Below are 23,699 nucleotides of genomic sequence, written 5' to 3'. Positions count from 1 at the left end.
GGGACTTCGGCAATGGTCAGTCAGGCGCGCAAATCCGAACTGCTGTTTTCCGGGTCGGACTGGAATTTTGCGAAACTGTCGCGAGTCTACGACGAGATCGAGGCGCTCGGCCTCGAAGAGCTCGGCCTCGACATCTATCCGGTGCAGATGGAGGTCATCTCTTCCGAGCAGATGCTCGACGCCTATTCATCGGTCGGCATGCCGCTGATGTATCGGCATTGGTCGTTCGGCAAGCGTTTTCTCTATGACGAGCTTCTCTACCGCAAGGGCGCTCGCGGCCTGGCCTACGAACTGGTCATCAATTCCAACCCCTGCATCGTCTACCTGATGGAAGAGAACACCATGGCCCTGCAGGCCCTGGTCACCGCCCATGCAGCACTTGGCCACAACCATTTCTTCAAGAACAATCATCTCTTCCGGCAATGGACGGACGCCGGCGGCATCCTGAGCTATCTCGATTTTGCCAAGAGCTATGTCGCCCGATGCGAGGAACGGCATGGCTTGGCCGCGGTGGAGGCGATCCTGGATTCCGCCCACGCGCTGATGGAGCAAGGCGTGTTCCGTTACCGTCGGCCGCCGAAGCTGTCATCGGAACAGCAGCGCGAAGGGCTGCGCGAGCGCCTCGAATACGAGGAGCGCTCCTTCAACGATCTTTGGCGAACGCTGCCGCCCTCGCCGGGAAAGAGCAAGCCGGAAGCCAGCGACGAAATCTTAGCCGAGCGGAAGAAATCGCTCAACCTGCCGGAGGAAAACCTGCTCTACTTCCTCGAGAAGAACAGCCTCGTCCTTGAGCCGTGGCAGCGCGAGATCATCCGGATCGTACGCGTCATCGCGCAATATTTTTACCCGCAACGGCAAACCCAGGTGATGAACGAAGGCTGCGCCACTTTCGTGCATTACACGCTCATGAACACGCTTTTCGACCGTGGCCGCATCAACGAAGGCGCCATGCTCGAGATCTTGCGCAACCATTCGAACGTCATCTTCCAGCCGGCCTATGACGACCCGCGCTTTTCCGGCATCAATCCCTATGCGCTGGGTCTGGACATGATGCAGGATATCCAGCGCATCTCCACCGCGCCGACCGCGGAAGACCGCGACTGGTTTCCGGACATAGCCGGCCGTGGCGACTGGCGCGACACCCTGCTCGATGCCTGGGCCAGCCACCGCGACGAATCCTTCATCCGACAATATCTGAGCCCGACATTGATCCGGAAGTGGCGGCTCTTCGTACTGGCCGACGGCGCCGACGAGCCGCATTACGAAGTCGCCTCGATCCACAACGAGCGCGGCTATGCCAAGATACGCTCAGCGCTCGCTCAAAGCTACGACGTGGGGGCGAGCCGGCCCGACATCCAGGTGGTTGACGTCGATCTCCTCGGCGACCGGCATCTGCGACTTCAGCACACGGTGAAGAATGGCATCATGCTCGAAGGCGAAAGCCGCGACGCGACCTTGCGCCATATCCGAAACCTTTGGGGCTACGAGGTCAGCCTGGCGGCGCTGGACGCTGAAACCGGAGCGATGCTCAGCGAACGCTCTACGAAGGAAATTTGAGATCGGAAGCCGCCACTCGCAGGCCGGCCGTTTCCGTAAAACGGTGAAACACCTAGGGCTCGCCGGCGGGCCGGATCCTCAACCTTGCAATACGGTTCTTCTCGCGCTTCATCACCACGAAACGTTTGCCGTGGAAGGTGAAGGCCTGCTTCTCCTCCGGGATGGACTGCGTCTCGTGGATGACGAGGCCGGCGATCGTGGTGGCCTCCTCGTCGGGCAGGTCCCAGTCGAGCGCGCGGTTCAAATCGCGGATCGGCACCGTGCCGTCGACGACGACCGAGCCGTCGGCCTCCTTCTTCACGCCTTGCATGTCGACATCGTGCTCGTCGGCGATCTCGCCGACGATCTCCTCGATGATGTCTTCCAGCGTCACCAGCCCTTCGACCTCGCCATACTCGTCGACGACGATGGCGAAATGCGCCTTGCGGCGCAGGAAGGCGTTGAGCTGTTCCTGCAAGGTGGTGGTGTCCGGCACGAACCACGGCTTCGCCGCGATCTTCATCACGTCGATCTGTGAAAAGTCGTTGCCGACCTCGTTGAGGGCTCTGAGCAGATCTTTCGCATGCAGCACGCCGACGATGTTGTCGAGCGAGCCCTTCCACAACGGCATGCGGGTGTGCGGGCTCTGCAGGATTTCACGCACCACCGCTTCCGGCGCGTTGTCGGCATTGACCGAGCGCATATTGGTGCGGTGGACCATGACATCGGAGACTTCCAGCTCGTCGAGGTCGAAGAGACCCTCAAGCCGATTGCGCTCCTCGCGGGGAGCCTCTCCATCCCGGCGGGGTTCGTCTCTGTCTTCATCCTTGCCGTTGCGCTCGGACCGGTGCGGCGGCTCGATCGGCTGCAGCGCGAAGCCGAAAGCGGTAAGCAATCGGGCGCGCAACAGAAGCGCCAAAAGCACGATAGCGGCGAGGACAGCGGCAACGATCCAGCCGGCGTCGGTCATCCAGGCCAGCTTTCCTGCTGGCCCGGATGGCTCGCCTTGAGGAACGAGAGCACTTCCGAGGGCGGCACGTCCTTGGCGATGAAAGCCTGGCCGACGCCGTGCGTCAGGATGAAGGTAAGCGCACCACGCGACACTTTCTTGTCCTGCGTGATGAAGCCGAGCAGCGCCTCGGCGTCCGGCAGTTCGCCCGGAATGTCGGCCATGCGCCAGGGCAGGCCGACAGCGCGCAGATGCGCCTCGACGCGGTTTGCGTCGTCCGGGCTCGCCAGGTTGAGCCGCGCCGAGAAGCGATGCGCCAGCGCCATGCCGATGGCGACGCCCTCGCCATGGACGAGGCGCGAACCGTCATACTGCGTGGCGGCCTCCAGCGCATGGCCGAACGTGTGGCCAAGATTGAGCAGCGCGCGGTCGCCGGTCTCGAACTCGTCGCGGGCGACGACATCGGCCTTGGCGCGGCAAGCCTCGGCGATCGCCTCGACCCGCGCCGGGCCGCCGGCAAAGACTTGCCCCCAGTTCTGTTCAAGCCAGGCGAAGAAGGCCGGGCGATCGATCAGCCCGTATTTGGCAAGCTCTGCATAGCCGGCGCGGAATTCGCGGATCGGCAGCGTGTCGAGCACGCCAGTGTCGGCCAGCACCAGCCTGGGCTGGTGGAAGACGCCGACCAGGTTCTTGCCGCGCGCGCTGTTGATGCCGGTCTTGCCGCCGACGGAAGAATCGACCTGCGCCAGCAGCGAGGTCGGCACCTGCACGAAATTCATGCCACGCCGCACGATGCCGGAAGCAAAGCCGGCAAGGTCGCCGATGACGCCGCCGCCGAGCGCGATGACCACGTCGCGGCGTTCGAGTTTTGCCGCGAGCACGCCGTCGACCACCTCTTCGAGATGGGCAAAGCTCTTGGTCTTCTCGCCCGCGGGCAGCGTGATGACAGCTGATTGGATGCCGCCTTCCTCCAATCCCGCCTTCAGCGTGTCGAGATGCGCGCCGGCGACGTTCTCGTCGGTGACGATGGCCGCGCGGGTGCCGGGAAGCCGGCGTGCGATCTGCTCGCCGGAGCGCGCGAGCAATCCTGAGCCGATCAGGATGTCATAGGCGCGCTCGCCGAGCCCGACCTCGACCTTCACCGGTTCGGCGTTGCTCACGATTTCACCTCGTCGGTGGTCGCGATCGTGTCGACGCCGAGATGGGCGCAGAGCGCCGCGACCACTTCAGCCGCGATGATCTCCTTGCGGTCGTCGCGCGTCGGCACGGTCAGGTCGGCCGTGGCATAGACCGGGTAGCGCTCGCTCATCAGCCGCTCCAGCACGCCGCGCGGATCGGGGTTTTTCAACAGCGGCCGGTTCTGTTTCTTCGAAACCCGCTCCATCAACAGATCGAGGTCGGCCTTCAGCCAGACCGACACGCCATGCGCCGAAATCGCCTCGCGCGTCTGCGCGTTCATGAAGGCGCCGCCGCCGGTCGACAGCACTTGCGGGCCATTCTCCAGCAGGCGCAGGATCACCCGCTGCTCCAGCGCACGGAATTCCGGCTCGCCATAGCGCTCGAACAGTTCCGGCACCGTCATGCGCGAGACGCTTTCGATCTCCTGGTCGCTGTCCATGAAGGGCAGCGCCAGCATCGTCGCCACCTTGCGGCCGATCGCCGTCTTGCCGGCGCCCATCAGCCCGACGAAGATGATCGAGCGGCTGCCGAGCGCTTCGATCAGCGCGGCATAGCCTTCGTCCGTCGGATTTGCTGGCAGAGCGTTCATCGGGGCCTCTTTGCGCCGTATCGACATCAAAAGCCTGTTTGCGTCAAGCACGGCCCGACAAACGTCCAGGAAGCTTTCCCGGCAAAACCTGTGTCCACCGGAATCCTTCGTCCTTGAATTGGCCGGATTGGCGTCCCATAAGGGCACAGGGCTTTGGAAACGCAGAACAACAAGACGGGCGAAAATTGAATGCCGACTTTGTTTCGCTTCGTCGTGACGCTGGCGGTTTTTGCGGGCATTGTTTATGGCGCGATGTTCGCGCTGGCCATGTTCGTGGAACCGAAAAAAGCGGAAATGAGCATCCGCATCCCCGCCGAAAAGCTCAACCCCAAGAAGAACTTGACACAGAACTGATCCCGGCCCGATGAACAGCGCCGCCCGCATCGAAGCTTTCCTCGAAATGATGAGCGCCGAACGGGGCGCGGCCGAAAACACGCTTTCCTCCTACCGCCGCGACCTGGAAGACGCCTCCGAAGCCATCGGTGGCGGACTAGCGGGCGCGGGACCGGCCGACATCCGCGCCTATCTCGACGACGTCGCCGCACGCGGCTTCGCGCCGACTTCGCAGGCGCGCAAATTGTCGGCGATCCGCCAGTTCTTCAAATTCCTCTACGCCGAAGGCCTGCGCGGCGATGACCCGACCGGCACGCTGGACAGCCCGCGCAAGGGCCGGCCGCTGCCGAAGACGATGAGCGAGGCCGAGACCGGGCGCCTGCTCGACCGGGCGGCCCATGAAGCCGGCGAAGCCGGCCCGGACGGCGACAGGCTGGCCGCGCTGCGCCTGCATGCACTGGTCGAGGTGCTCTACGCCACAGGCTTGCGCGTATCGGAGCTGGTCGGCCTGCCGGTCACGGTGGCGCTGCGCGACGACCGCTTCTTCATGGTGCGCGGCAAGGGTGACAAGGAGCGTATGGTGCCGCTCTCGGCCAAGGCGCGCGCCGCCATGCGCGCCTGGCTTGCCGCAAGGGCCGAGCGGCCGGCCTTTGCCGACAGCCCGTTCCTGTTTCCAGCCTCCTCCGACAGCGGCCATCTCTCCCGGCAGGTTTTCGCCCGCGATCTCAAGGGCTTGGCTGCGCGGTCGGGGATAGCCGCAGCCAAGATCTCGCCGCATGTGCTTCGCCATGCTTTTGCCAGCCATCTCCTGCAGAACGGCGCCGATCTGAGAGCCGTTCAGCAACTCCTGGGCCATGCCGATATCTCGACCACGCAGATCTACACTCATGTGCTGGAGGAGCGGCTGGTGCGGCTGGTCAACGATCATCATCCGCTTGCCGACTAGGCCTCATATCGCTATGTGAGGGCGACGTTCCACCGCCCGGAGCCGGCATTTCAGCGGTTCCGCCAGCCATTGCCTTCCGACGGATCGGTCCGCTCAAGCATGTACAACTACCTCGACTTCGAAAAGCCGGTGCAGGATCTGGAGCTCAAGATCCTTGAGCTGAAGAAGCTTGCCGAGAATGGCGAGGCGGTCGACGTCGCCGAAGAGATCAGCAGGCTGGAAAAGCGCTCGCGCGACGCATTGCGCGATCTCTACAGGGCGCTCACACCCTGGCAGAAGGTGCAGGTCGCGCGTCATCCCGACCGCCCGCATTGCGTCGACTACATCAAGACGCTGTTCACCGATTTCACGCCCCTGGCTGGCGACCGCAATTTCGGCGACGACCAGGCGATCGTCGGCGGCTTTGCCCGTTTCCGCGGCGAGCCGGTGGCGATTATCGGCCAGGAAAAGGGTTCGGACACGGCAAGCCGCATCAAGCACAATTTCGGCTCGGTGCGGCCCGAAGGCTACCGCAAGGCCGTGCGCCTGATGGAATTGGCCGATCGTTTCCAGATCCCGCTTTTGACGCTGGTCGACACCGCCGGCGCTTACCCCGGCGTCGGCGCCGAGGAGCGCGGCCAGGCCGAAGCGATTGCCCGCTCGACCTCGGCCTGCCTTTCGCTCAAAGTGCCCTCGATCTCCGTGGTCATCGGCGAAGGCGGCTCCGGCGGCGCCATCGCGATCGCCACCGCCAACCGGGTCTACATGCTGGAGCACGCCATCTATTCGGTGATCTCGCCCGAGGGCGCGGCGTCGATCCTGTGGCGCGACACCACTCGCTCGAAGGACGCGGCGACCAATATGAAGATCACCGCGCAGGATCTTTTCGAGATGAAGATCATCGACGCCATCATTCCCGAGCCGATGGGCGGCGCCCAGCGCGCGCCGGAAACGGTCATCGCCTCGACCGGCGACCTCATCGCCAGGACGATGAAGGACTTTGCCGGCGCCAACACCGATTTCCGCGAGCAGCGCCGCGAGAAATACCTGGCGATGGGTCGCACCCTCTGACCCTTCGGGTCTGCGAGTCGTTCAATTATGGCCGCAATGAGCAATTTCGCCACAAAAATGCCGCCGCATTCGGCTCAATGAAACTTTGCCGTCAGGGGTTGGGAAATTTGCCGCGAGGGGTTGGCCAAGGCTTGCGGTAAGGAATTTTCAAGGTTAACGGGCTTACGGTCCGTCGGTGTTCAGCATGGCGGCCCGGCCGAAACGGAGCCGTTGGCCCGAGAGAAAAGACATAGCCGTCAAGATGTTTGCCAAGCTTGCCCGCACCGGAATCCTGATCGCCGCCATCGGCGTCGCCGGCTGCAATGATTCGTCGATGAAGGATTTCGCGCCGGAGGCCAACAAACCGTTGCCGGACAAGATCCTCGCCGATATGCGGGCCAAGAGCATGGTGCGCACCTCCTCGGTGATGGCGCGCATCTTCAAGGAAGAAGGCAAGCTGGAGATCTGGAAGGCCAAGACCAATGGCCGCTACGATCTCGTTGCCACCTACGACATCTGCAAATGGTCGGGAAAGCTCGGCCCCAAATATACCGAGGGCGACCGTCAGGCGCCGGAAGGCTTCTACACGGTCCGGCCGTCGCAGATGAACCCGCGATCGAATTACCATCTGTCCTTCAATATCGGCTTCCCCAACGCCTATGATCGCGCCAACGGCCGCACGGGCCAGAATCTGATGGTTCATGGCGCCTGCTCGTCGTCCGGCTGCTATTCGATGACCGATGCGCAGATCGAGCAGATCTATGCCTTCGGCCGCGACGCATTCCAGGGCGGCCAGACCGAGTTCCAGATCCAGGCTTTTCCGTTCCGCATGACCGCCGCCAACATGGCGCGCTACCGCAGCGACCCGAACTACGAGTTCTGGAAGATGCTGAAGGTCGGCTACGACAATTTCGAAATCACCAAGGTGCCGCCGAAGGTCGACGTCTGCGAGAAGCGCTACGTCTTCAATCAGGTCGCGCCCGAAGGCACGACCTTCGATCCGACCGGCCCCTGCCCGGCAATGACCCAGCCCGATTCGCTGAAGACGGCCTATGCCAATTACGAGAAGAGCTACGACGCCGCCTTCAGTTCGGCCGTGAATTCGAGCACGCCGCCGCCGAAGCCGACCATTGCCGGCATCAAGGAGGCCAGCATCGTTTCCGACTGGTCCAAGCGCCGCGCCCGCGGCGAGCGCGTGCCGATCGACCCGCCGTCGCTGAATACCGACGGCTCGGTGACGGAAACGACCCGCATGGGCCGCATCGATTCGCCGACTGGCCGCAAGATGGCCGCGCTCGACGCGCAGAAGGAAGCCAAGCGCAAGGCCGAAGAGCAGCGCCTGGCGGCGATCGAGGCGGCCAAGGCCGCCAAGGAACAGGCCAAGGCGCAAGCGCTGGCCGAGAAGGAAGCAGCCAAGCAGGCGGCGCAGCAGCCGGTCGTCACCGCGGGCGTCGAAGCCGCGCCCGCGCAGCCGGAGCAGGCCGCCGACGCTGACCAAGGCACCGTGTCGAAGCTGAAGAAGAAGCTGCTCGGCATGTTCGGCGGCTGAGGCCCTGCAAGCTTGGCAAGGCAGGCCGCAATTTACGATCTCAAGGGGCTGAACTGCCCGCTGCCGGTGCTGAAGGCCCGCAAGCGCCTGGCCGCGATGCGGCCGGGCAGCAGACTTTGGCTCGAGACCACCGATCCGCTGGCGGTGATCGACATCCCGGCCTTCTGCGCCGATGCCGGCCACCAGCTGATCGAGACGGCGGCGGTCACAGGCGGTCATCGTTTCCTGGTCGAGCGCGGCAACGCGGCCTGAGCCGCGTGCGTTCGGCTATAGCCCGGCAATCGCCAACGGATTGGCTTCGAGCGCGGCGCGGTCCGGCGTGTCGATCGACGGCTTGTTGGTGAAGGCGGCGAACAGCCGCCGGATATAGTCGTCCGGCATGTCGAGCGTGATCAGCACCAGCCTGGTGCCGCGCTGGCCGTCGGGCCAGGCCGGCAGTCTTGCCGGCGGATGCAGGATCTTCTGCACGCCGTGGATGACCAGCGGCCGCGAGGGATCCTCCATCAGCTCGACAACGCCCTTCATGCGCAGCAGTTTCTCGCCATGTGTCGAGCGCACAAGATCGAGGAACATCTCGATCGCCGAGAACGGCACCGGGCCGTCATGGACAAGCGAGTGCGAGCGCACGCGCGCGTCGTGGCGATGCTCATGATGGTGATGGTCATGGCCGCCGTCATGGTGATGATGGTGATGATCCTGACCATGCGCCGCCTCTTCGCCGAGCCAGCGCCGCACATCGGCGGACTTGGTCTGAGGATTGTAGAGGCCGCAATTGAACAGTGCCGCGGCGCCGGCCTCGTTGACGTCGAGCACGACGGCGCCCGGATTGATCTGCTTGAGTCTCGCCCGCAACGCCCCGACCTCGCCCGGATCGGCAAGGTCGGTCTTGGTCAATACGATGCGGTCGGCCACCGCCGCCTGCTTCACCGCCTCGACATGGGCGTCGAGCGTCGCCTCGCCGTTGACGGCGTCGACCAGCGTGATGACGCCGTCGAGCCGGAAGGCCTGCACCAGCGCCGGATGCGCCATGATCGACTGCAGCACCGGCGCCGGATCGGCCAGACCTGTCGTCTCGACGACGACACGGGCCAGTTTCGCGATACGGCCGGTCTGCAGCCGGTCGACGAGATCGGCCAGCGTATCGACCAGGTCGCCGCGCACCGTGCAGCAGAGGCAGCCGTCGGAAAGCTGGATGATGCCGTCGGAAGCCTGTTCGACCAGCAGATGGTCGATCGCCACCTCGCCGAACTCGTTGATGATCACCGCCGTGTCGGCAAGCCCTGGATCCTTGAGGAGCCGGTTGAGCAGCGTCGTCTTGCCGGCGCCGAGAAAGCCGGTGAGCACCGAAACGGGGATGGGAAAGCCGCTGGCCATGGCATTGCTCTTGATTGGGCATGATCCTTTCCGAAAACCGGTTCCCACTTTTCGGGATCATGCTTCCTAGTTCGCCGCCTTGACCGGCTGATCGCCCTGCGCGGCGGCATTGGCTGTTCCGGTCGCCAGCGGCTCGGCGCCGGTCGGCGCCGGCCTGTCGGGCCGCCAGCTCGGCAACGGCACGTCGGCATAATTCTGGTCGGCCTGGTCGACGAAAGCCTTGGGCGCCGGCCCGGTGGCGCCGCCCAGCCCGACGGCGATCAGCGTCGGATGGTCGAGCTTCACCTGATAGGGCGATTTCGGCACGTCCTTGGCGGCAACCTCGGGTGCTGCTTCCGATTGCTCTTCCTTCGGCTTTTTCGCGCAGATCTCGTCATGCATATCGTTGGGCGACAGCATGTCGCCGTAAGGCTTGAGCGCCGCAAGGGTGGTCGAGGTGGCGGTTGGGGTGGTCGCCGGCATATCAAAACCCCGGTCGAGCAGCTTTGCCGCCGCTTCGGCGCGGCTAACCGCCGATTTCTCGCCGAGCACCACGGCGACCAGCGTGCGGCCGTTGCGCGTCGCCGAGCCGATCATGTTGAAGCCCGACGAGCAGACGAAGCCGGTCTTCATGCCGTCGGCGCCGGAATAGCGGCCGATCAGGAGATTGTAGTTCGCGATCGCCTTCTTGCCGACGGCAAGGCCCTCGATCGAGAACCAGGGCGCATATTGCGGAAAATCGGTGCGCAGTGCCGCCACCAGCACGGCGAGGTCGCGCGCGGTCGTGTATTGATCCGGCGAATAAAGCCCGTTCGGGTTGACGAAATGCGTGCCCGTCATGCCGAGCCGGGACGCCTCGGCGTTCATGCGGTCGGCGAATGCGGCTTGCGACCCGCCGATATTCTCGCCGACGGCCATCGCGATGTCGTTGGCCGATTTGACCAGCATCATCTTCAGCGCATTGTCGAGCCGCATCACCGAGCCGGGCTTGAAGCCCATCTTGCTCGGCGGCTCGCCGGCCGAATGTTTCGTTACCTTGATCGGCGAATCGAGCGCCACCTCGCCGGCTTGAATCGCCCGGAACGTCACATAGGCCGTCATCAGCTTGCTGAGCGAGGCCGGATACCAGCGCTTGAACGCGTCCTGATGCTCCAGCACGTAGCCGCTCTTGAGGTCGAAAAGGACGACCGGGTTGGCTCGGGCCGCGCCCGCAAACACCGCAGGCGCCAGCGCGCCTGCCAGCAATAGGTTGACGAAATGCCGCCGCATGATCAAATCCGAAATCGCCTCTTGCCGTAATCGCCGCTGGCTACGTAAGATTTCATTACCCATCGCCAGCATAAATGCAGCCCGACCCTCGATCCCGGACCGCATTGTTGCCGTGCTATTTACCCTATGTGACGCCAAAATGGCAAAGTGCAAGACAATCACAATTGCTGAGCGGCTGTGAACCGACTGCCGCCAATCAACAAAGAGATGGACCGATCATGCCGATTCTGAACCGCGCCGCGGAAATGCAGGAAGAAGTTGCCGGCTGGCGACGACATCTCCACCAGACACCGGAGCTGAATTTCGACGTCTATCAGACTGCCGACTTCGTCACCGAGAAGCTGAAGGCCTTTGGCTGCGACGAAGTGGTCACGGGGCTGGGCAAGACCGGCGTGGTCGGCATCATCCGCGGCCGCAAGGGCGATGGCGCCACCATCGGCCTGCGCGCCGACATGGACGCGCTGCCGATCGAGGAAATCACCGGTAAACCATGGGCCTCGACCGTGCAGGGCAAGATGCATGCCTGCGGCCATGACGGCCATACCGCCATGCTGCTCGGCGCCGCCAAATATCTTGCCGAGACACGCAATTTCGCCGGCAACATCGCCGTGATCTTCCAGCCGGCCGAGGAAGGAGGCGGCGGCGGCAACGAAATGGTCAAGGACGGTATGATGGAGCGCTTCGCCATCGAAAAAGTGTTCGGTATGCACAACATGCCGGGCCTGCCGGTCGGCCAGTTCGCCATCAAGCCCGGCCCGATCATGGCCGCGACCGCCGAATTCACCATCACCGTCAAGGGCCGCGGCGGCCATGCGGCGATGCCTCACGGCACGATCGACCCGATCGTCATCACCAGCCAGCTGGTCGGCGCGCTGCAGACCATCGCCTCGCGCAGCACCGATCCAGTCGAGGCCGTAGTGGTGTCGGTGACGAAGTTCCATGCCGGCGACGCGTATAACGTCATTCCCGAAAGCGCCGAGATCGCCGGCACCGTGCGCACCCTGAAGAAGGAAGTGGCCAAGAAATCCGAAGAGCGCATCCGCGCCATCTGTGCCGGCATAGCGACCGCCTTCGGCGCCACGATCGAGGTCGATTACGACGCCAACTACCCGGTCACCTTCAACCATGCCGAGGAAACCGTGTTTGCCGGCGATATCGCGGCCAACGTCGCCGGAGACAGCCACGTCCACCGCGCCATCCAGCCGGTGATGGGCGGCGAGGACTTCTCCTATATGCTGGAAGCCCGCCCCGGCGCCTTCATCTTCATCGGCAACGGCAACACCGCGGGCCTGCACCACCCGGCTTATGACTTCAACGACGAAGTCATCCCGCACGGCATGAGCTATTGGGTCAAGCTGGCGGAGACGGCGCTGGCCGCCTGAGCGGCGACACGCCCCGGAGCGGCGCCCCCGTTCGCGCCGCCTTCTCGCCTCCTTCTCGCCTCTTGGCGAACCGGCCCGAAGCGTTTATGTGTCGGGCCGCGTGGTCCCGTAGCTCAGTAGGATAGAGCGACAGATTCCTAATCTGTAGGTCACAGGTTCGATTCCTGTCGGGATCACCAGCGTTTTCAATCGCTTGGCGAAATTATTTCCGTACTTTTGGGAGATTATTTCGAAATTAGTACGGGAAATTTCGTAGACCTACAGATTCTGGACACACATGTTGCAAGAACGAAGCGGCGCAAATCCGTTGCGAAGCGGAGGCTACGAATGGATATCGGTGTTAGGCGCGACGCCGCCTAGATAGGCACTGATGACCGCCTCGTTGCTCGCAAGCTCATTGCCCGGGCCCTCAAGAACGACACGCCCGGCCTTGAGCACGTAGCCGTAGTCGGCGAATTTCAAGGCGACCTTGCTGTTCTGCTCCACAAGCAGGATCGTCACGCCCTCGCGGTTGAGGCGCTGGACGATGTTCATGACTTCCTCGATCAATTGCGGCGCCAGGCCCATCGATGGCTCGTCGAGCAGCAGCACCTTGGGCGCTGCCATCAGGGCGCGTCCGATTGCAAGCATCTGCTGCTCTCCTCCCGAGAGGTTCCTGGCATCGCCATTCTGTCTGCGCGCCAGGATGGGGAAGAGCTCAAAAACGTGGTCCAGCCGCCGGCGCCGCTCGACGTCGTCGGCAAGCGTAAACGAACCGAGGTCAAGGTTCTCCTTGATCGTCATGTCGCCGAAAATACGCCTTCCCTCCGGGACGTGGACGAGCCCGCGATGCGGCAGGCGGTGAGCAGCGACCCTGGTTATGTCCTCGCCCAGGAAGCGGACATTTCCAGAGGATGCAGCAACAAGGCCGGATAGCGTGCGCAAGGTGGTGCTCTTGCCCGCACCGTTCGCGCCAAGCAGGGCGACGATCTGGCCGCGCTTGACCGAAAGGCTGACGCCATGCAGGGCTTCGATGCCGTCATAGCGCGCGACGATGCGGTTCGCGGAAAGAACGATTTCGGCGTCCATCATTCCTCCGTACCCAGATAGGCTTCGATGACCCTGGGATCCGCTCGCACGACCTCCGGCGGTCCGTCGGCGATCTTCTGCCCATAGTCGAACACCACGATCTTCTCCGACACTTGCATCACTAGGCCCATGTCGTGCTCGATCAGCAGGACGGTGATACCGGTTTCGTCACGGATGCGGCGGATCAGGTGAACAAGGTCCAGCTTTTCGCGCTCGTTCAGCCCGGCGGCAGGCTCGTCCAGCAGGATGAGCTCGGGCGCCGACGCCAGGGCTCTTGCGAGTTCGAGCCGCCGTTGATCGCCATAGGAAAGACCGCCGGCGCGGCGATGCGCATGCTGCTCGATGCCTACGAAATCGAGCCAGTGCATGCCGGCCGCGCGGATCGCCTCCTCCTCGCGCCGTTGTGCCGGCAAGTGCAGGATCGCCGACACTATGCCGTGGCGGCTGCGGCAATGCTGGCCGGACATGGCGTTTTCCAGAACGGTCATTTCCTTGAACAGCCTGATGTTCTGAAACGTGCGGGCGAGCCCGAGCGCGGTGATGCGATGCGGCGGCAAACCGGCAATTGGCCGGCCGCCGAGATGGATCGAGCCGCCCTTCGGCTTGTAGAATCCGGTCAGGCAGTTGAAGAGCGACGTCTTGCCGGCCCCGTTCGGCCCGATAAGGCTGTTGATGACGCCCTTCTCGACGGAGAACGAAATGTCGTGAAGGACCTTCAGTCCCCCAAAACTTAGGCGCAGATCGCGGACTTCCAGCAGCGCCATGGTCAAACTCGCTTGTCCGGCCAGAGCCCATTTGGCCTGAAGAGCATGATTGCCAGCAGCGCAACCGCCGTCACCAGTGGACGATAGGTGCCCGCCCCGCGCAGCACCTCCGGAAGCAGGGCCACCAGAATGGCGCCCAGGACGACACCGGGAATGCGGCCCATGCCGCCCAGGACGACACCGAGAAGGATGAGCAGCGATTGATTGAAGGTGAAACTCTCCGGCGAGATGGCCGTCATCTTGGCCGCGTAGAGGCAGCCGGCAACCGAAGCGATCACCGCCCCCATCATATAGGCCTGAAGCTTGGCCGTGACACGGTTGATGCCGATGCCCGCGGCGGCATCCTCGTCATAACGAACATAGAACCAGGCTCGTCCCATTCGCGACCGCTCGATGCTCAGACAGACGAAGGCGGTCAGCAGCGCGAGCACCAGGAACGCATAGTAGAAATGCTGCACCTGCATCAGCTTGAAGCCGAAGATCTCCGGCCGCTCGATGCCGACGAGACCGCTGGCGCCACCGGTGATGTCGAGGTTGCGGGCGATGATGCGCACGATCTCGCCGAAGCCCAGCGTCACGATTGCCAGATAGTCGCTGCGCAGCCTTAGCGTCGGTGCACCGATGATGATGCCGGCCACGCAGGCCGCCGCCATGGCGACCGGGATGGTGAGCCAGAAATTGAAGCCGAATTCCGCGGTCAGGATACCTGACGTGTAGGCCCCTACCGCGAAAAAGGCAGCGTAACCGAGATCGAGCAGGCCCGCATAGCCGACGACGATGTTGAGGCCGAGGCATAGAACGATATAGAGCAGCGCCGTGGTCGCCACCTCCGTCACATAGGCATTGGCGAATTGCGGCAACACCAGTGCGCAGGCGAGTGCCGCCAACCCAGGCAGCACGACGGACCAGCGCATCAATTGCGGTTGCACGGCGGCCGGCATGGTCCTCACTTCGTCGATCATCACACCCGCTCCACGATAGAGCGTCCAAGAAGGCCGGTCGGCTTGAACACAAGGAACAGGATCAAGGCCCCGAAGACGAAAACGTCACGCCACTCCGATCCGACAAAGGGCAAGGACGAGCCGAAAGCCTCGAGCAGGCCGAGCAGCAAGCCGCCAAGCATGGCGCCCGGCACGCTGCCGATCCCGCCGATGACAGCGGCGGTGAAGGCCTTCAGCCCCATGATGAAGCCCATGAAGAAATGGACACTGCCATAGTAGGCGCCGGCCATGACCCCGCCGCCGGCGGCAAGCGCGGAACCCATGAAGAAGGTCAATGCGATTACCCGGTCGACATCGATGCCCATCAGGCGGCTCGCCCCCATATCGATGGACACGGCGCGCATCGCCTTGCCATACATGGTGCGTGAGACAAAGGCCTGCATCCCGGCCATAAGAGCAATGGAGGCGGCCACCAGCACCATCTGCGTGTAGGTGATGTGAACGGTGGAAATGTCGACGCCGGCAAAACCGAGATCCGTGTTGAATGCGTAGTGCCGCCCGCCGGTCAGGGCGAGTGCCGTGCCGTTCAACACCATCGACGCACCGAGCGCTGTGATGAGGATGGAGAGGCGCGGCGCATTGCGCATCGGCCGATAGGCGAAGCGTTCGATGACAACGCCGAGCAAGCCAACGGCCAGCATCGACACCAGCAGTGCACAGACCACGCCGAGCCAGCCGTTGCCGACCCAAATGCCGACGAAGGAAAACACAATGAGACCGACGAAGGCGCCACTCATATAGATGTCGCCATGGGCGAAATTCAGGAGCTTGATGACGCCGAAGACCATGCTGTAGCCCAGCGCGATCAGGGCATAGAATGAGCCAACGATAAGACCGTTCACCAATTGCTGAATAACCAGGTCGAGCGTCATTGATGCTCCAGGTGCAGAATTGAAAAAGACTTGCATAGGCGCGGCGTCAATACGCGCCAGACAGCCGGCGGTGACGCCGAGGCCGCCATAAGGCCGGCCTTGGCGTCAATCTGATTCGCCTTTACTCGGCTGCCACCCACTTGCCGCCCTTGGCGACCACCGGGCGGAAGTTGGACGTCTGGAGCGTGTTCTTGTCGGTGAACTTGATTTCACCGGCCAGCCCCTTGAAGTCACTCGCCTTGAGCGCCTCGATGATCGCCTTTTGGTTCGCCGACTTGGCCCGCGTGATCGCATCGACGATCAGGTCGCCTACATCATGAGAAAGAGCCGCATAGGCGCCCGCGTCGCGGCCATAGGTTTCCTTGTACTTGGCCTTGAAGTCGGCGGCGCCGGACAAGAGGTCGACGGTGGGCGGGGACAACAGGTACACGCCCTCACCGGCCGAGCCGGCGATTTCCAGATACTCCGGCGAATTGTTGCCATCGCCGAGCACGATGCCGCCCTGGAACCCGGCCTGCCGAAGCTGCTTGGTGAGCAGGGCGCCGCCGGCATGGTAGGCGGTCCAGAAGACGGCGTCCGCGCCGCTTGATTTGATCTTGGTGACGACCGCCGAATAATCCTGCTCGCCGGCCGTGGCGGTCTCTTTGGCGGCAATTTCGCCGCCTGCGCTCTTGAAGGCTTCGGCGGTCAGCTTGGCCAGGTCGGACGAATAGGCATCGCCTTCGTCCACGACCGCGATCTTCTTGTAGCCGTTCTTCTTGAAGAGCTCGACGGCCGTCGTCGCCTGCATGTCGCCGGTCGAATTGGCGAGGAAGGCATTGCCCTGATTGGCGGCGACCAGCTTGGTCGAGTTCGCTCCGATGATGACGAACGGAATGCCGGCGTCGCCATAGATCTTCAATGTAGGCAAGACGGCGCCCGAACAGTAGCCGCCGACGATGGCGGTCACGCCTTCCGAGACAAGCTTGCTGCCCGCGGTCACCGCCTGCTGCGGATCGCAAGCATCATCGGCTGTGGTGGTGGTGATCTTGTCGCCGCTGACGCCGCCTTTGGCATTGACGGCATCGATCGCCATCTTCACGGCATTCTCCATATCCTGCCCCTCACTGGCCAGTTGGCCAGTCATGGGGGCCACGATGCCGATCTTGATGTCGGCAGCCGCGGCCATCGTGGTCATAGCCAGCCCGGCAAGGGCGGTGGCACAAGCTAGCCTCTTGAAGGAAACAACCATTAATTCTCTCCATTTTCCCCTGTTGGCGCATCCAGGCGGCGTGCCCGAAATGCATTGTTTCGCTCCTCGGTTGGCTGCGGAGCGGTTATGTTGAGCAAGATCGCCAGCCGGCCACGTGATCTGTCGCCGGCAGGACTGACCCGGCAGATCAGTGACTGCCGCCGGGGGCCCGGGCATAGGCTCCCTGATAGCGGTTCTCCCGGATGCTGAGCATGATCGCGGCTTCGCGGGCTTCCTGCGCCCGGACAGCGGCCAGCAAAGCCGCGGCACAGTCGATTGGAAATGCCACGACGCCATCCTCGTCGCCCACGACGATGTCGCCCGGGCCAACGACCATGCCGCCTATGCAGACGGGAACATTGATGGCTCCCGGACCATCCTTGTAAGGTCCGAGATGGATGGCCGACCGTGCGAAGCATGGAAACGGACTGCGGCCGATGGCACCGGCATCGCGGATGGCGCCGTCGATGACAATGCCTGCGGCGCCGCGCGACGCCGCGACACTTGTCATGATCTCGCCGACCAGCGCGCGCCCCTCATAGCCACCGCCATCGACGACGACTACGTCGCCGGGCTGTAACAGATCGAGCGCACGATGGATGAACTGGTTGTCGCCGGGGCGGGTCCTGACCGTCAGCGCCCTCCCCGCCATGACGCCGCTCACCTGATGGAATGGCCGCAACCCGACAGCTCCGGGGACACGAGCGAGATTGTCGCTGATCAGGGGCGTCGCAAGAGCGCGGAACGCGTCGATCAGTTCGCTTTCCTGTGATCCATCCGCCATCGCCTGCACTCCTGCCGTCGGCACATATTATGAATATAGTATCCAATCACAATTAATTCGATGGAGTCAACCGACCTTGCGGCGGTCGGCAGAAAAAAAGCAAAGCGGCTATGTAATGGCGCACATCCGGCCAACATGACCCCTTAGCTCCACCCATCCGGGCTTGCAATGGCATCGAAGTTCAAGATAGATTGGATAACATATCCACAAATGTCGTGATTGTGAAAAAAAGGAATTGACTGTGAAGCACGCAGGAAAAGTCGTGATCGTCACCGGGGCGGCACAAGGCCTGGGCCTTGCCTGCGCCGAGCGCTTTCATGCCGATGGCGCAAGGGTTGTGCTAGTCGACGTGCAGGCCGATCGCGGGCGCGAGCATGCCGAACGTCTTGGCGAGCGCGCCGTCTGGCTATCCGCCGACCTTTCCGAAATCAGCAGGGACATGGCCGACGGCATCATTGCCAAGGCCATGCATAGCTTCGGCGGTGTGGACATCCTGATCAACAATGCCGGCATCATCCATCTGGACGATTTCGTCGACTTCCCCGAGGAGGCCTTCGATTTGGTTCAGCGCGTCAATCTCAAGGCGCCCTTCCTGCTCGGGCAGGCGGCGGCGCGAGCCATGATCGCGCAGGGACGCGGCGGCTCGATCATCAACATGTCGTCGATCAACGCCATTCTGGCCATTCCCAATTCCGTCGCCTATGCCGTGTCCAAGGGTGGCATCAAGCAATTGACCGCGGTGATGGCCGTCGGACTGATCCCGCACAACATCCGCGTCAACGCCATCGGCCCCGGCACCATCCTGACCGACATGGTCAAGAGCTCGGTCATGGCCAGCGAAGCGCAGCGCCAGACCATCCTGTCGCGCACCCCGAGCGGCCGCTGCGGCGAGCCTTCGGAGATCGCCAGCGTCGCATCCTTCCTGGCCAGCGACGACGCCTCCTACATTGTCGGCCAGACCATCTATCCGGATGGCGGCCGGCTGATCCTGAATTATACGGTGCCGGTGAAGGACTGACCGCCCATGGTTGTCGGTACGCCCCACATCAGCCTTGCAGGATCGAGCGCTGTGCTGCTCGATGGCGCGCAGGGGGCCTTCGATGATGCCACCCAGGAACTGGTCTGGGCAGTAGCGAATGCCGCGCTGACCCTCGAGGGGGTGCGCGAGGCTGTTCCCGGCATGAACAACTTGCTGGTGGTGTTTGATCCGCTCGCCACGGACGCCCACGGCGTCGGCGATCAGCTGATGTCGCTCTGGACCTGCACCGATGCCCATGCGGTTGCAGGCACGCATCATACCATTCCCCTCAGCTACGGCGGCGCGCGCGGCGAAGATCTCGCCGGCTGGGCCGCGCATTGCGGCCTGTCTGTCGACGAGACTGTCAGGCGCCACGCGGCGGCCACCTACTCCGTTGCCGCCATCGGCGCCATGCCGGGCTTTCCCTATCTGTCCGGTCTCGACCCGCAGCTTACCTGGGCAAGGCGCAGCACGCCTCGCCTCAAAGTCGCTGAGGGCGCCGTCATCATTGGCGGCGCGCAGGCAGGTATCATGCCGATGACAGCACCATCCGGATGGCACATCATCGGCCATACCGACGTGAAGCTCTTCAGGGCCGAAGCGGAATTGCCCGTGCTCCTCAGGCCCGGAGACAGGATTCGCTTCGAAATCGCGGGGATCGAGGCATGATCGAGATCCTCACCACCGGCCTGCCGAACACGGTCCAGGACCTCGGCCGGCCCGGTCATCTGGCGCTGGGGGTGAGCCATGGCGGCGCCATGGACAGGCAAGCACTGGCGATCGCCAATCTCATGCTGGGCAATGATCCCTCGGCCGCCGGGATCGAGGTCGCGCTTCATCCGTTCCGGCTGCGCGCGCATATCGACACCGCCGTCGCCGTCACCGGTGCGGATTGCGCCGTCAGCGTCGGCGACCGGCCCTGCCCGCCCTGGTGGGCCATGACGATCCGCGCCGGCGAGGCGCTTGTCCTCGAGGCGCCGCGAGTCGGTGCGCGTTCCTACATCGCCTTTGCCGGCGGGCTCGATCTGCCGCCCGTCATGGGGTCGCGCGCGACGGACGTGAAAGGCAGTTTCGGCGGGCTCGCCGGACGCGGCCTGTCCCGCGGCGACCAGCTTGCGCTTAACCCTGCGCAATGCCGCCTCCCCGCGGGCGGCTTTGGCGCAGCGCTGAAGGAGCGGCGCGGCGCCGCGGGCGGCTTTGCCTCGGCAATCGAATTGCGGGTTCTGCCCGCTGCCGAGTTCGACGCCTTCACGCCGGAGGCCCAGGCAGCCTTCACCGACAGCGAATGGAGCATCACCAACGACGCCAACCGGATGGGATATCGCCTTGCCGGAGAGACGCTTTCGCTCCTCTCACCGCTCGAATTGCTGTCCCACGGCATCGTGCCGGGAACTGTCCAGGTGCCGCCATCCGGTCAGCCGATCATCCAGCTTGCCGATGCGAACACGTGCGGCGGCTATCCGAAGATCGCCACAGTGATCGAAGCCGACCTGTGGCGGCTGGCGCAGGCGCCGGTCGGCGCACGGTTGCGATTCGTGCCGGTCTCGATTGAAGTGTCGACGGAGGCGCTTCGCGCGAACCGGCGGTGGCATGACGAATTCGTTGCCGCGCGCAATCTGGTGGCGGCAAGGTCTCGGCCGAATTGATGGAGAAACCCGAACCGATTGGCCCGAGATCCGATGGTGATAACAAGGAACGGCACGGCATCGGCACCCTCATCAAGATACCAGCGAGCAGGACAGGTCCATGGAAATCCGCCCTTTCACGATCCGGATCGACCAGGCTGAAATCGACGAATTGAAGAAGCGTCTTTCGGCCTGGCGAGCGCCGGACCAATTGCAGGCGATAGGCTGGGCGCAGGGAACGGAATACGAAGAACTGCGGCGGCTTGTACAGTACTGGGGCACCGGCTTCGACTGGCGCAAGCAGGAAGCCGCCTGGAACCTCCATCCGCACTACCAGACGGATATCGGCGGCCAAACCATCCATTTCATCCATGCGCGCGCCGCTGTTGCGACCGGCAGAACGGTCATACTCACCCATGGCTGGCCGGGCAGCGTCTTCGAATTTCATCAGCTGATCCCGTTTCTGACCGACCCGCTTTCGCATGGCGGAAGACAGGAGGACGCCTTTAATGTCGTGGTTCCGTCGATTCCCGGCTATGGCTTTTCAAGCCGGCCGACCAGGTCTGGTCTCAACCTGTTCACCGTTGCCGAGATTTGGGCCGAGTTGATGAGCCGTCTCGGCTACGAGCGTTATCTCGCCCAGGGAGGGGATCTGGGCGCCAGCGTGTCGACCTGCCTGGCACACGCGCATCCCGACAATCTCGCCGGCGTGCATCTCAATTTCATTCCCGGCTCATTCTCACCACCTCACGATACAAGCCCAGACGGTGACTTGACGTCGGAAGAACGCGCCTTCCTGGAACGGAAAGCCGGTTGGGCGGATCTTCATGGCGCCTATGCCCATATCCAGGCGACGCGCCCACAAACGCTTGCGTATGGGCTGACGGATTCGCCGGTCGGACTGGCGGCATGGATGATCGAAAAGTTCCGCGACTGGAGCGATTGCGACGGCGATCTGGGCAACGCCGCTTTTTCGCGCGACGACATGCTCGCCGACATCTCGCTTTACTGGTTCACCCGGACCGTCGCTTCGTCGATGCGGCTCTATTGGGAAACGCGCGCCCGCCCGCTTGCATTTGCGCCCGGCACGGCGATCCATGTCCCGCTTGCGGTGGCTTTGTTTCCCAAGGAGCTGCCGATGCCGCCAAGAAGCTGGGTCGAGCGTGTCTTCAAGGATATCCGCCGGTGGACAGCGATGCCGCGAGGTGGTCATTTCGCAGCCCTCGAACAGCCCGCTTTGCTTGCACAGGATCTAAGGGCCTTTGCCGGTGGTCTGGATTTTTGAAGGCACCTGCGTTTGCGCGCAGCCAAACCCGAAGGCAGAAATGACCAACACCGCGATCACCGTCGATGCCCTGCATGAGCGCGTCGATGCAATTTTCCGCAAGGCGGGACTGAACCCCATCCAGGCCGGCGCCATCACCCGGGTCATCGTCGCGGCGGAACGCGATGCCTGCAAGTCGCATGGTGTCTACCGCATCGAAGGCGCCCTGCGAACGATCAAGGCCGGAAAAGTGGAGCCGAACGCGCTGCCCGAATTGTTGCCGCAAGACGCGCCCGCCATCGTCAAAGTGGATGCGAAGCATGGCTTCGCCAACCCGGCCTTTGAATTGGGCCTGCCCGTTCTGGTCGAGCGGGCACGCTCGTGCGGCATTGCCGCGCTCGCGATCAACGATGCCGTGCATTTCTCCGCGCTGTGGGTGGAGGTCGAAGCCTTGACGCAGGCAGGCCTTGCCGGCCTGGCCATGTGTCCGAGCTATGCCACGGTCGCTCCGACCGGTGGCAACAGGCCATTGCTTGGCACCAATCCTTTTGCCTTTGGCTGGCCGCGCGAAGAGCAGCCGCCTTATGTTTTCGACTTCGCGACGTCGGTTGCCGCGCGCGGCGAGATCGAGCTCCATCGCCGGGCCGGCAAGAAGCTGCCGGAAGGCTGGGCGATCGATATAGACGGCAGGCCGACGACAGATCCGGAAGCTGCCTTGGCAGGCGCCATGCTTTCCTTCGGCGGGCACAAGGGGTCTGCCATCGGGACGATGATCGAGCTGCTCGCCGGCATCATGATCGGCGACCTGACCAGCCCCGAGGCGCTCGATCTGCTCGGCACCACGACGCTTTATCCATCGCATGGAGAGCTGGTCATCGCCTTTTCGCCGCAAGCTTTTTCCGCCGGACGTCCCGGCAATCCGCTGGGTCGTGCCGAAGCCCTGTTCGAGGCGATCGTCGGTCAGAGTGCGCGCCTGCCCTCGCAGCGACGGTTCCTCGCTCGTGCGACTTCGCAGAGAGATGGCATCAGTCTCTCCGCCCAGGAAATCGAACAGCTCGACCGTTTTCTCGAACGAGGACTCGGCGGCGTGTGACGTGAGGCCTGGTCATCAAGGGGGAGGGGACGATCCGCCGCGCAACCGATTGGCCGTGCTCAGGCCGTTGCCGCGAACGCCCTGACCCTGACGCCGTTCGCCTCCAGCCGTCTCCTGACATGCGCTGCGATGGCGACGGCCGCCGGCGTGTCGCTGTGGACGCAGATGGAATCGATCGGCGTCCGCAGCATCTGCCCGGAAAGCGTCTCGATGCCGCCTTGCTCGACCATCCGCACGACCCGTTCCGCGGCCTTTTCGGGGTCATGGATGACCGCGCCTGCCAGCTTGCGCGAGACAAGGAAGCCTTCCTCGGTATAGGCACGATCGGCGAAGATCTCGGACCTGACCGTCAGGCCAGCGTCGCGCGCGATCCTGTCCTGGAAGCCGAGCGCAATAACCAGGCAGATCAGGCCGGGATCAACGGCCTTGACTGCGCGGGTCACTGCTTCGGCGACGCCACGGTCTGTCTGGGTAAGGTTGCCCAGCGCGCCATGCGCCTTCACATACCGGATCGGGTGGCCGGCATAAGCGGAAAGCGCTTGCGCCGCGCCGACCTGGTAGGCGACCAGCCGTTCGATCTCATCCATGGAATGCGGGATGATGCGGCGTCCGAACCCCCACAGATCGGCGAAGCTGGGATGCGCGCCAACGGCGACGCCCTTGTCGCGCGCCATCGAGAACGTAGCGGCCATGATCTCGGGGTCCCCGGCATGAAAGCCGCAGGCCACATTGGCGGAACTGACGATATCGAGGATCGCCGCGTCGTCGCCGAGCCTGTAGGCTCCAAAACCCTCGCCCATGTCGGAATTGATATCGACCTGCAATCCCGTGGCCGTCATGGCGCTTTCCTCAGTGGTTCGAACCA

Annotated in this window: 24 protein-coding genes and 1 tRNA gene; 13 read left to right on the top strand and 12 right to left on the bottom strand. The window is 63.5% G+C overall.

Annotated features, from left to right (window positions below):
* Positions 1 to 12 precede the first annotated feature (12 nt).
* Positions 13 to 1,557 (top strand): SpoVR family protein, encoded by a 1,545-nt coding sequence (locus AC0L2L_RS13760; RefSeq protein ID WP_473579094.1) that lies wholly within the window; start codon positions 13 to 15, stop codon positions 1,555 to 1,557.
* Positions 1,558 to 1,609: 52 nt separating this feature from the next.
* On the opposite strand, the gene AC0L2L_RS13755 is transcribed toward AC0L2L_RS13760, so the two are convergent.
* Genes AC0L2L_RS13755 through AC0L2L_RS13745 form a run of 3 tightly spaced genes read right to left on the bottom strand, consistent with a single transcriptional unit; the run spans position 1,610 to position 4,253 of the window.
* On the bottom strand, positions 1,610 to 2,506 hold the full coding sequence (locus AC0L2L_RS13755; protein ID WP_473579093.1) for an HlyC/CorC family transporter: 897 nt from the start codon (positions 2,504 to 2,506) through the stop codon (positions 1,610 to 1,612).
* Positions 2,503 to 3,645: a 3-dehydroquinate synthase gene (gene aroB / locus AC0L2L_RS13750; RefSeq protein WP_473579091.1), complete on the bottom strand. Its 1,143-nt coding sequence runs from the start codon at positions 3,643 to 3,645 to the stop codon at positions 2,503 to 2,505. The genes AC0L2L_RS13755 and aroB overlap by 4 nt, the downstream gene beginning before the upstream one ends.
* The gene (locus AC0L2L_RS13745; RefSeq protein WP_473579090.1) at positions 3,642 to 4,253 is read right to left on the bottom strand and encodes a shikimate kinase; all 612 of its coding nucleotides are present in this window, start codon (positions 4,251 to 4,253) and stop codon (positions 3,642 to 3,644) included. Before AC0L2L_RS13745 ends, aroB begins: the two co-directional genes overlap by 4 nt.
* Positions 4,254 to 4,442: 189 nt before the next feature.
* Between AC0L2L_RS13745 and AC0L2L_RS13740 the strand changes: the two genes are divergently transcribed.
* From AC0L2L_RS13740 to AC0L2L_RS13720, 5 genes are all read left to right on the top strand, one after another.
* Positions 4,443 to 4,607, top strand: a complete 165-nt coding sequence (locus tag AC0L2L_RS13740) for a histidine kinase (protein WP_473579088.1) — start codon at positions 4,443 to 4,445, stop codon at positions 4,605 to 4,607.
* Between the two features lie 10 nt (positions 4,608 to 4,617).
* On the top strand, positions 4,618 to 5,532 hold the full coding sequence (locus tag AC0L2L_RS13735) for a site-specific tyrosine recombinase XerD (RefSeq protein WP_473579086.1): 915 nt from the start codon (positions 4,618 to 4,620) through the stop codon (positions 5,530 to 5,532).
* 99 nt (positions 5,533 to 5,631) lie between these two features.
* The gene (locus AC0L2L_RS13730; RefSeq protein ID WP_027167525.1) at positions 5,632 to 6,582 is read left to right on the top strand and encodes an acetyl-CoA carboxylase carboxyltransferase subunit alpha; all 951 of its coding nucleotides are present in this window, start codon (positions 5,632 to 5,634) and stop codon (positions 6,580 to 6,582) included.
* A gap of 241 nt (positions 6,583 to 6,823) precedes the next feature.
* On the top strand, positions 6,824 to 8,110 hold the full coding sequence (locus tag AC0L2L_RS13725; protein ID WP_473579085.1) for a L,D-transpeptidase family protein: 1,287 nt from the start codon (positions 6,824 to 6,826) through the stop codon (positions 8,108 to 8,110).
* Positions 8,111 to 8,122: 12 nt separating this feature from the next.
* Entirely contained in the window at positions 8,123 to 8,362 is a 240-nt protein-coding gene (locus AC0L2L_RS13720) for a sulfurtransferase TusA family protein (RefSeq protein ID WP_473579084.1), read from the top strand.
* A 15-nt stretch (positions 8,363 to 8,377) separates the two neighbouring features.
* On the opposite strand, the gene AC0L2L_RS13715 is transcribed toward AC0L2L_RS13720, so the two are convergent.
* Both AC0L2L_RS13715 and AC0L2L_RS13710 read right to left on the bottom strand, forming a co-directional pair.
* The gene (locus AC0L2L_RS13715; protein ID WP_473579082.1) at positions 8,378 to 9,484 is read right to left on the bottom strand and encodes a CobW family GTP-binding protein; all 1,107 of its coding nucleotides are present in this window, start codon (positions 9,482 to 9,484) and stop codon (positions 8,378 to 8,380) included.
* A gap of 66 nt (positions 9,485 to 9,550) precedes the next feature.
* Positions 9,551 to 10,732, bottom strand: a complete 1,182-nt coding sequence (locus AC0L2L_RS13710) for a D-alanyl-D-alanine carboxypeptidase family protein (protein ID WP_473579080.1) — start codon at positions 10,730 to 10,732, stop codon at positions 9,551 to 9,553.
* Between the two features lie 218 nt (positions 10,733 to 10,950).
* Between AC0L2L_RS13710 and AC0L2L_RS13705 the strand changes: the two genes are divergently transcribed.
* Together AC0L2L_RS13705 and AC0L2L_RS13700 are read left to right on the top strand one after the other, a co-directional pair.
* Complete coding sequence (locus AC0L2L_RS13705; protein ID WP_473579078.1) at positions 10,951 to 12,114, top strand: M20 aminoacylase family protein; 1,164 nt, start codon at positions 10,951 to 10,953, stop codon at positions 12,112 to 12,114.
* A 102-nt stretch (positions 12,115 to 12,216) separates the two neighbouring features.
* A tRNA-Arg gene (locus tag AC0L2L_RS13700) sits at positions 12,217 to 12,293 on the top strand.
* A gap of 142 nt (positions 12,294 to 12,435) precedes the next feature.
* Here AC0L2L_RS13700 and AC0L2L_RS13695 read toward each other — a convergent pair.
* The 6 genes from AC0L2L_RS13695 to AC0L2L_RS13670 form a co-directional block, all read right to left on the bottom strand.
* On the bottom strand, positions 12,436 to 13,182 hold the full coding sequence (locus tag AC0L2L_RS13695) for an ABC transporter ATP-binding protein (protein ID WP_473579214.1): 747 nt from the start codon (positions 13,180 to 13,182) through the stop codon (positions 12,436 to 12,438).
* Positions 13,182 to 13,946, bottom strand: coding sequence for an ABC transporter ATP-binding protein (locus AC0L2L_RS13690; protein ID WP_473579076.1), 765 nt, complete (start codon positions 13,944 to 13,946; stop codon positions 13,182 to 13,184). Before AC0L2L_RS13690 ends, AC0L2L_RS13695 begins: the two co-directional genes overlap by 1 nt.
* Before the next feature lie 2 nt (positions 13,947 to 13,948).
* Positions 13,949 to 14,908: a branched-chain amino acid ABC transporter permease gene (locus AC0L2L_RS13685; RefSeq protein WP_473579075.1), complete on the bottom strand. Its 960-nt coding sequence runs from the start codon at positions 14,906 to 14,908 to the stop codon at positions 13,949 to 13,951.
* Positions 14,908 to 15,819, bottom strand: a complete 912-nt coding sequence (locus AC0L2L_RS13680) for a branched-chain amino acid ABC transporter permease (protein WP_473579074.1) — start codon at positions 15,817 to 15,819, stop codon at positions 14,908 to 14,910. Before AC0L2L_RS13680 ends, AC0L2L_RS13685 begins: the two co-directional genes overlap by 1 nt.
* A gap of 121 nt (positions 15,820 to 15,940) precedes the next feature.
* Positions 15,941 to 17,050 (bottom strand): branched-chain amino acid ABC transporter substrate-binding protein, encoded by a 1,110-nt coding sequence (locus tag AC0L2L_RS13675; RefSeq protein WP_473579073.1) that lies wholly within the window; start codon positions 17,048 to 17,050, stop codon positions 15,941 to 15,943.
* A 148-nt stretch (positions 17,051 to 17,198) separates the two neighbouring features.
* The gene (locus AC0L2L_RS13670) at positions 17,199 to 17,834 is read right to left on the bottom strand and encodes an RraA family protein (protein ID WP_473579071.1); all 636 of its coding nucleotides are present in this window, start codon (positions 17,832 to 17,834) and stop codon (positions 17,199 to 17,201) included.
* A 241-nt stretch (positions 17,835 to 18,075) separates the two neighbouring features.
* Between AC0L2L_RS13670 and AC0L2L_RS13665 the strand changes: the two genes are divergently transcribed.
* The 5 genes from AC0L2L_RS13665 (at position 18,076) to AC0L2L_RS13645 (ending at position 22,834) form a co-directional block, all read left to right on the top strand.
* Positions 18,076 to 18,852, top strand: coding sequence for an SDR family NAD(P)-dependent oxidoreductase (locus tag AC0L2L_RS13665; protein WP_473579070.1), 777 nt, complete (start codon positions 18,076 to 18,078; stop codon positions 18,850 to 18,852).
* A 6-nt stretch (positions 18,853 to 18,858) separates the two neighbouring features.
* Entirely contained in the window at positions 18,859 to 19,521 is a 663-nt protein-coding gene (gene pxpB, locus AC0L2L_RS13660; protein WP_473579068.1) for a 5-oxoprolinase subunit PxpB, read from the top strand.
* On the top strand, positions 19,518 to 20,498 hold the full coding sequence (locus tag AC0L2L_RS13655) for a 5-oxoprolinase subunit C family protein (protein ID WP_473579066.1): 981 nt from the start codon (positions 19,518 to 19,520) through the stop codon (positions 20,496 to 20,498). Before pxpB ends, AC0L2L_RS13655 begins: the two co-directional genes overlap by 4 nt.
* Before the next feature lie 100 nt (positions 20,499 to 20,598).
* Complete coding sequence (locus AC0L2L_RS13650; protein ID WP_473579064.1) at positions 20,599 to 21,762, top strand: epoxide hydrolase family protein; 1,164 nt, start codon at positions 20,599 to 20,601, stop codon at positions 21,760 to 21,762.
* Positions 21,763 to 21,802: 40 nt separating this feature from the next.
* On the top strand, positions 21,803 to 22,834 hold the full coding sequence (locus tag AC0L2L_RS13645; RefSeq protein WP_027167541.1) for an Ldh family oxidoreductase: 1,032 nt from the start codon (positions 21,803 to 21,805) through the stop codon (positions 22,832 to 22,834).
* A gap of 59 nt (positions 22,835 to 22,893) precedes the next feature.
* Here AC0L2L_RS13645 and AC0L2L_RS13640 read toward each other — a convergent pair whose 3' ends face one another.
* On the bottom strand, positions 22,894 to 23,673 hold the full coding sequence (locus AC0L2L_RS13640; RefSeq protein WP_473579062.1) for a LamB/YcsF family protein: 780 nt from the start codon (positions 23,671 to 23,673) through the stop codon (positions 22,894 to 22,896).
* Between the last annotated feature and the right edge of the window lie 26 nt (positions 23,674 to 23,699).

The sequence above is a fragment of the Mesorhizobium sp. WSM4832 genome (assembly GCF_055811115.1).
The sequence above is the reverse complement of the archived record's forward strand: the minus strand, read 5'-3'. Positions and strand labels throughout refer to the sequence as shown.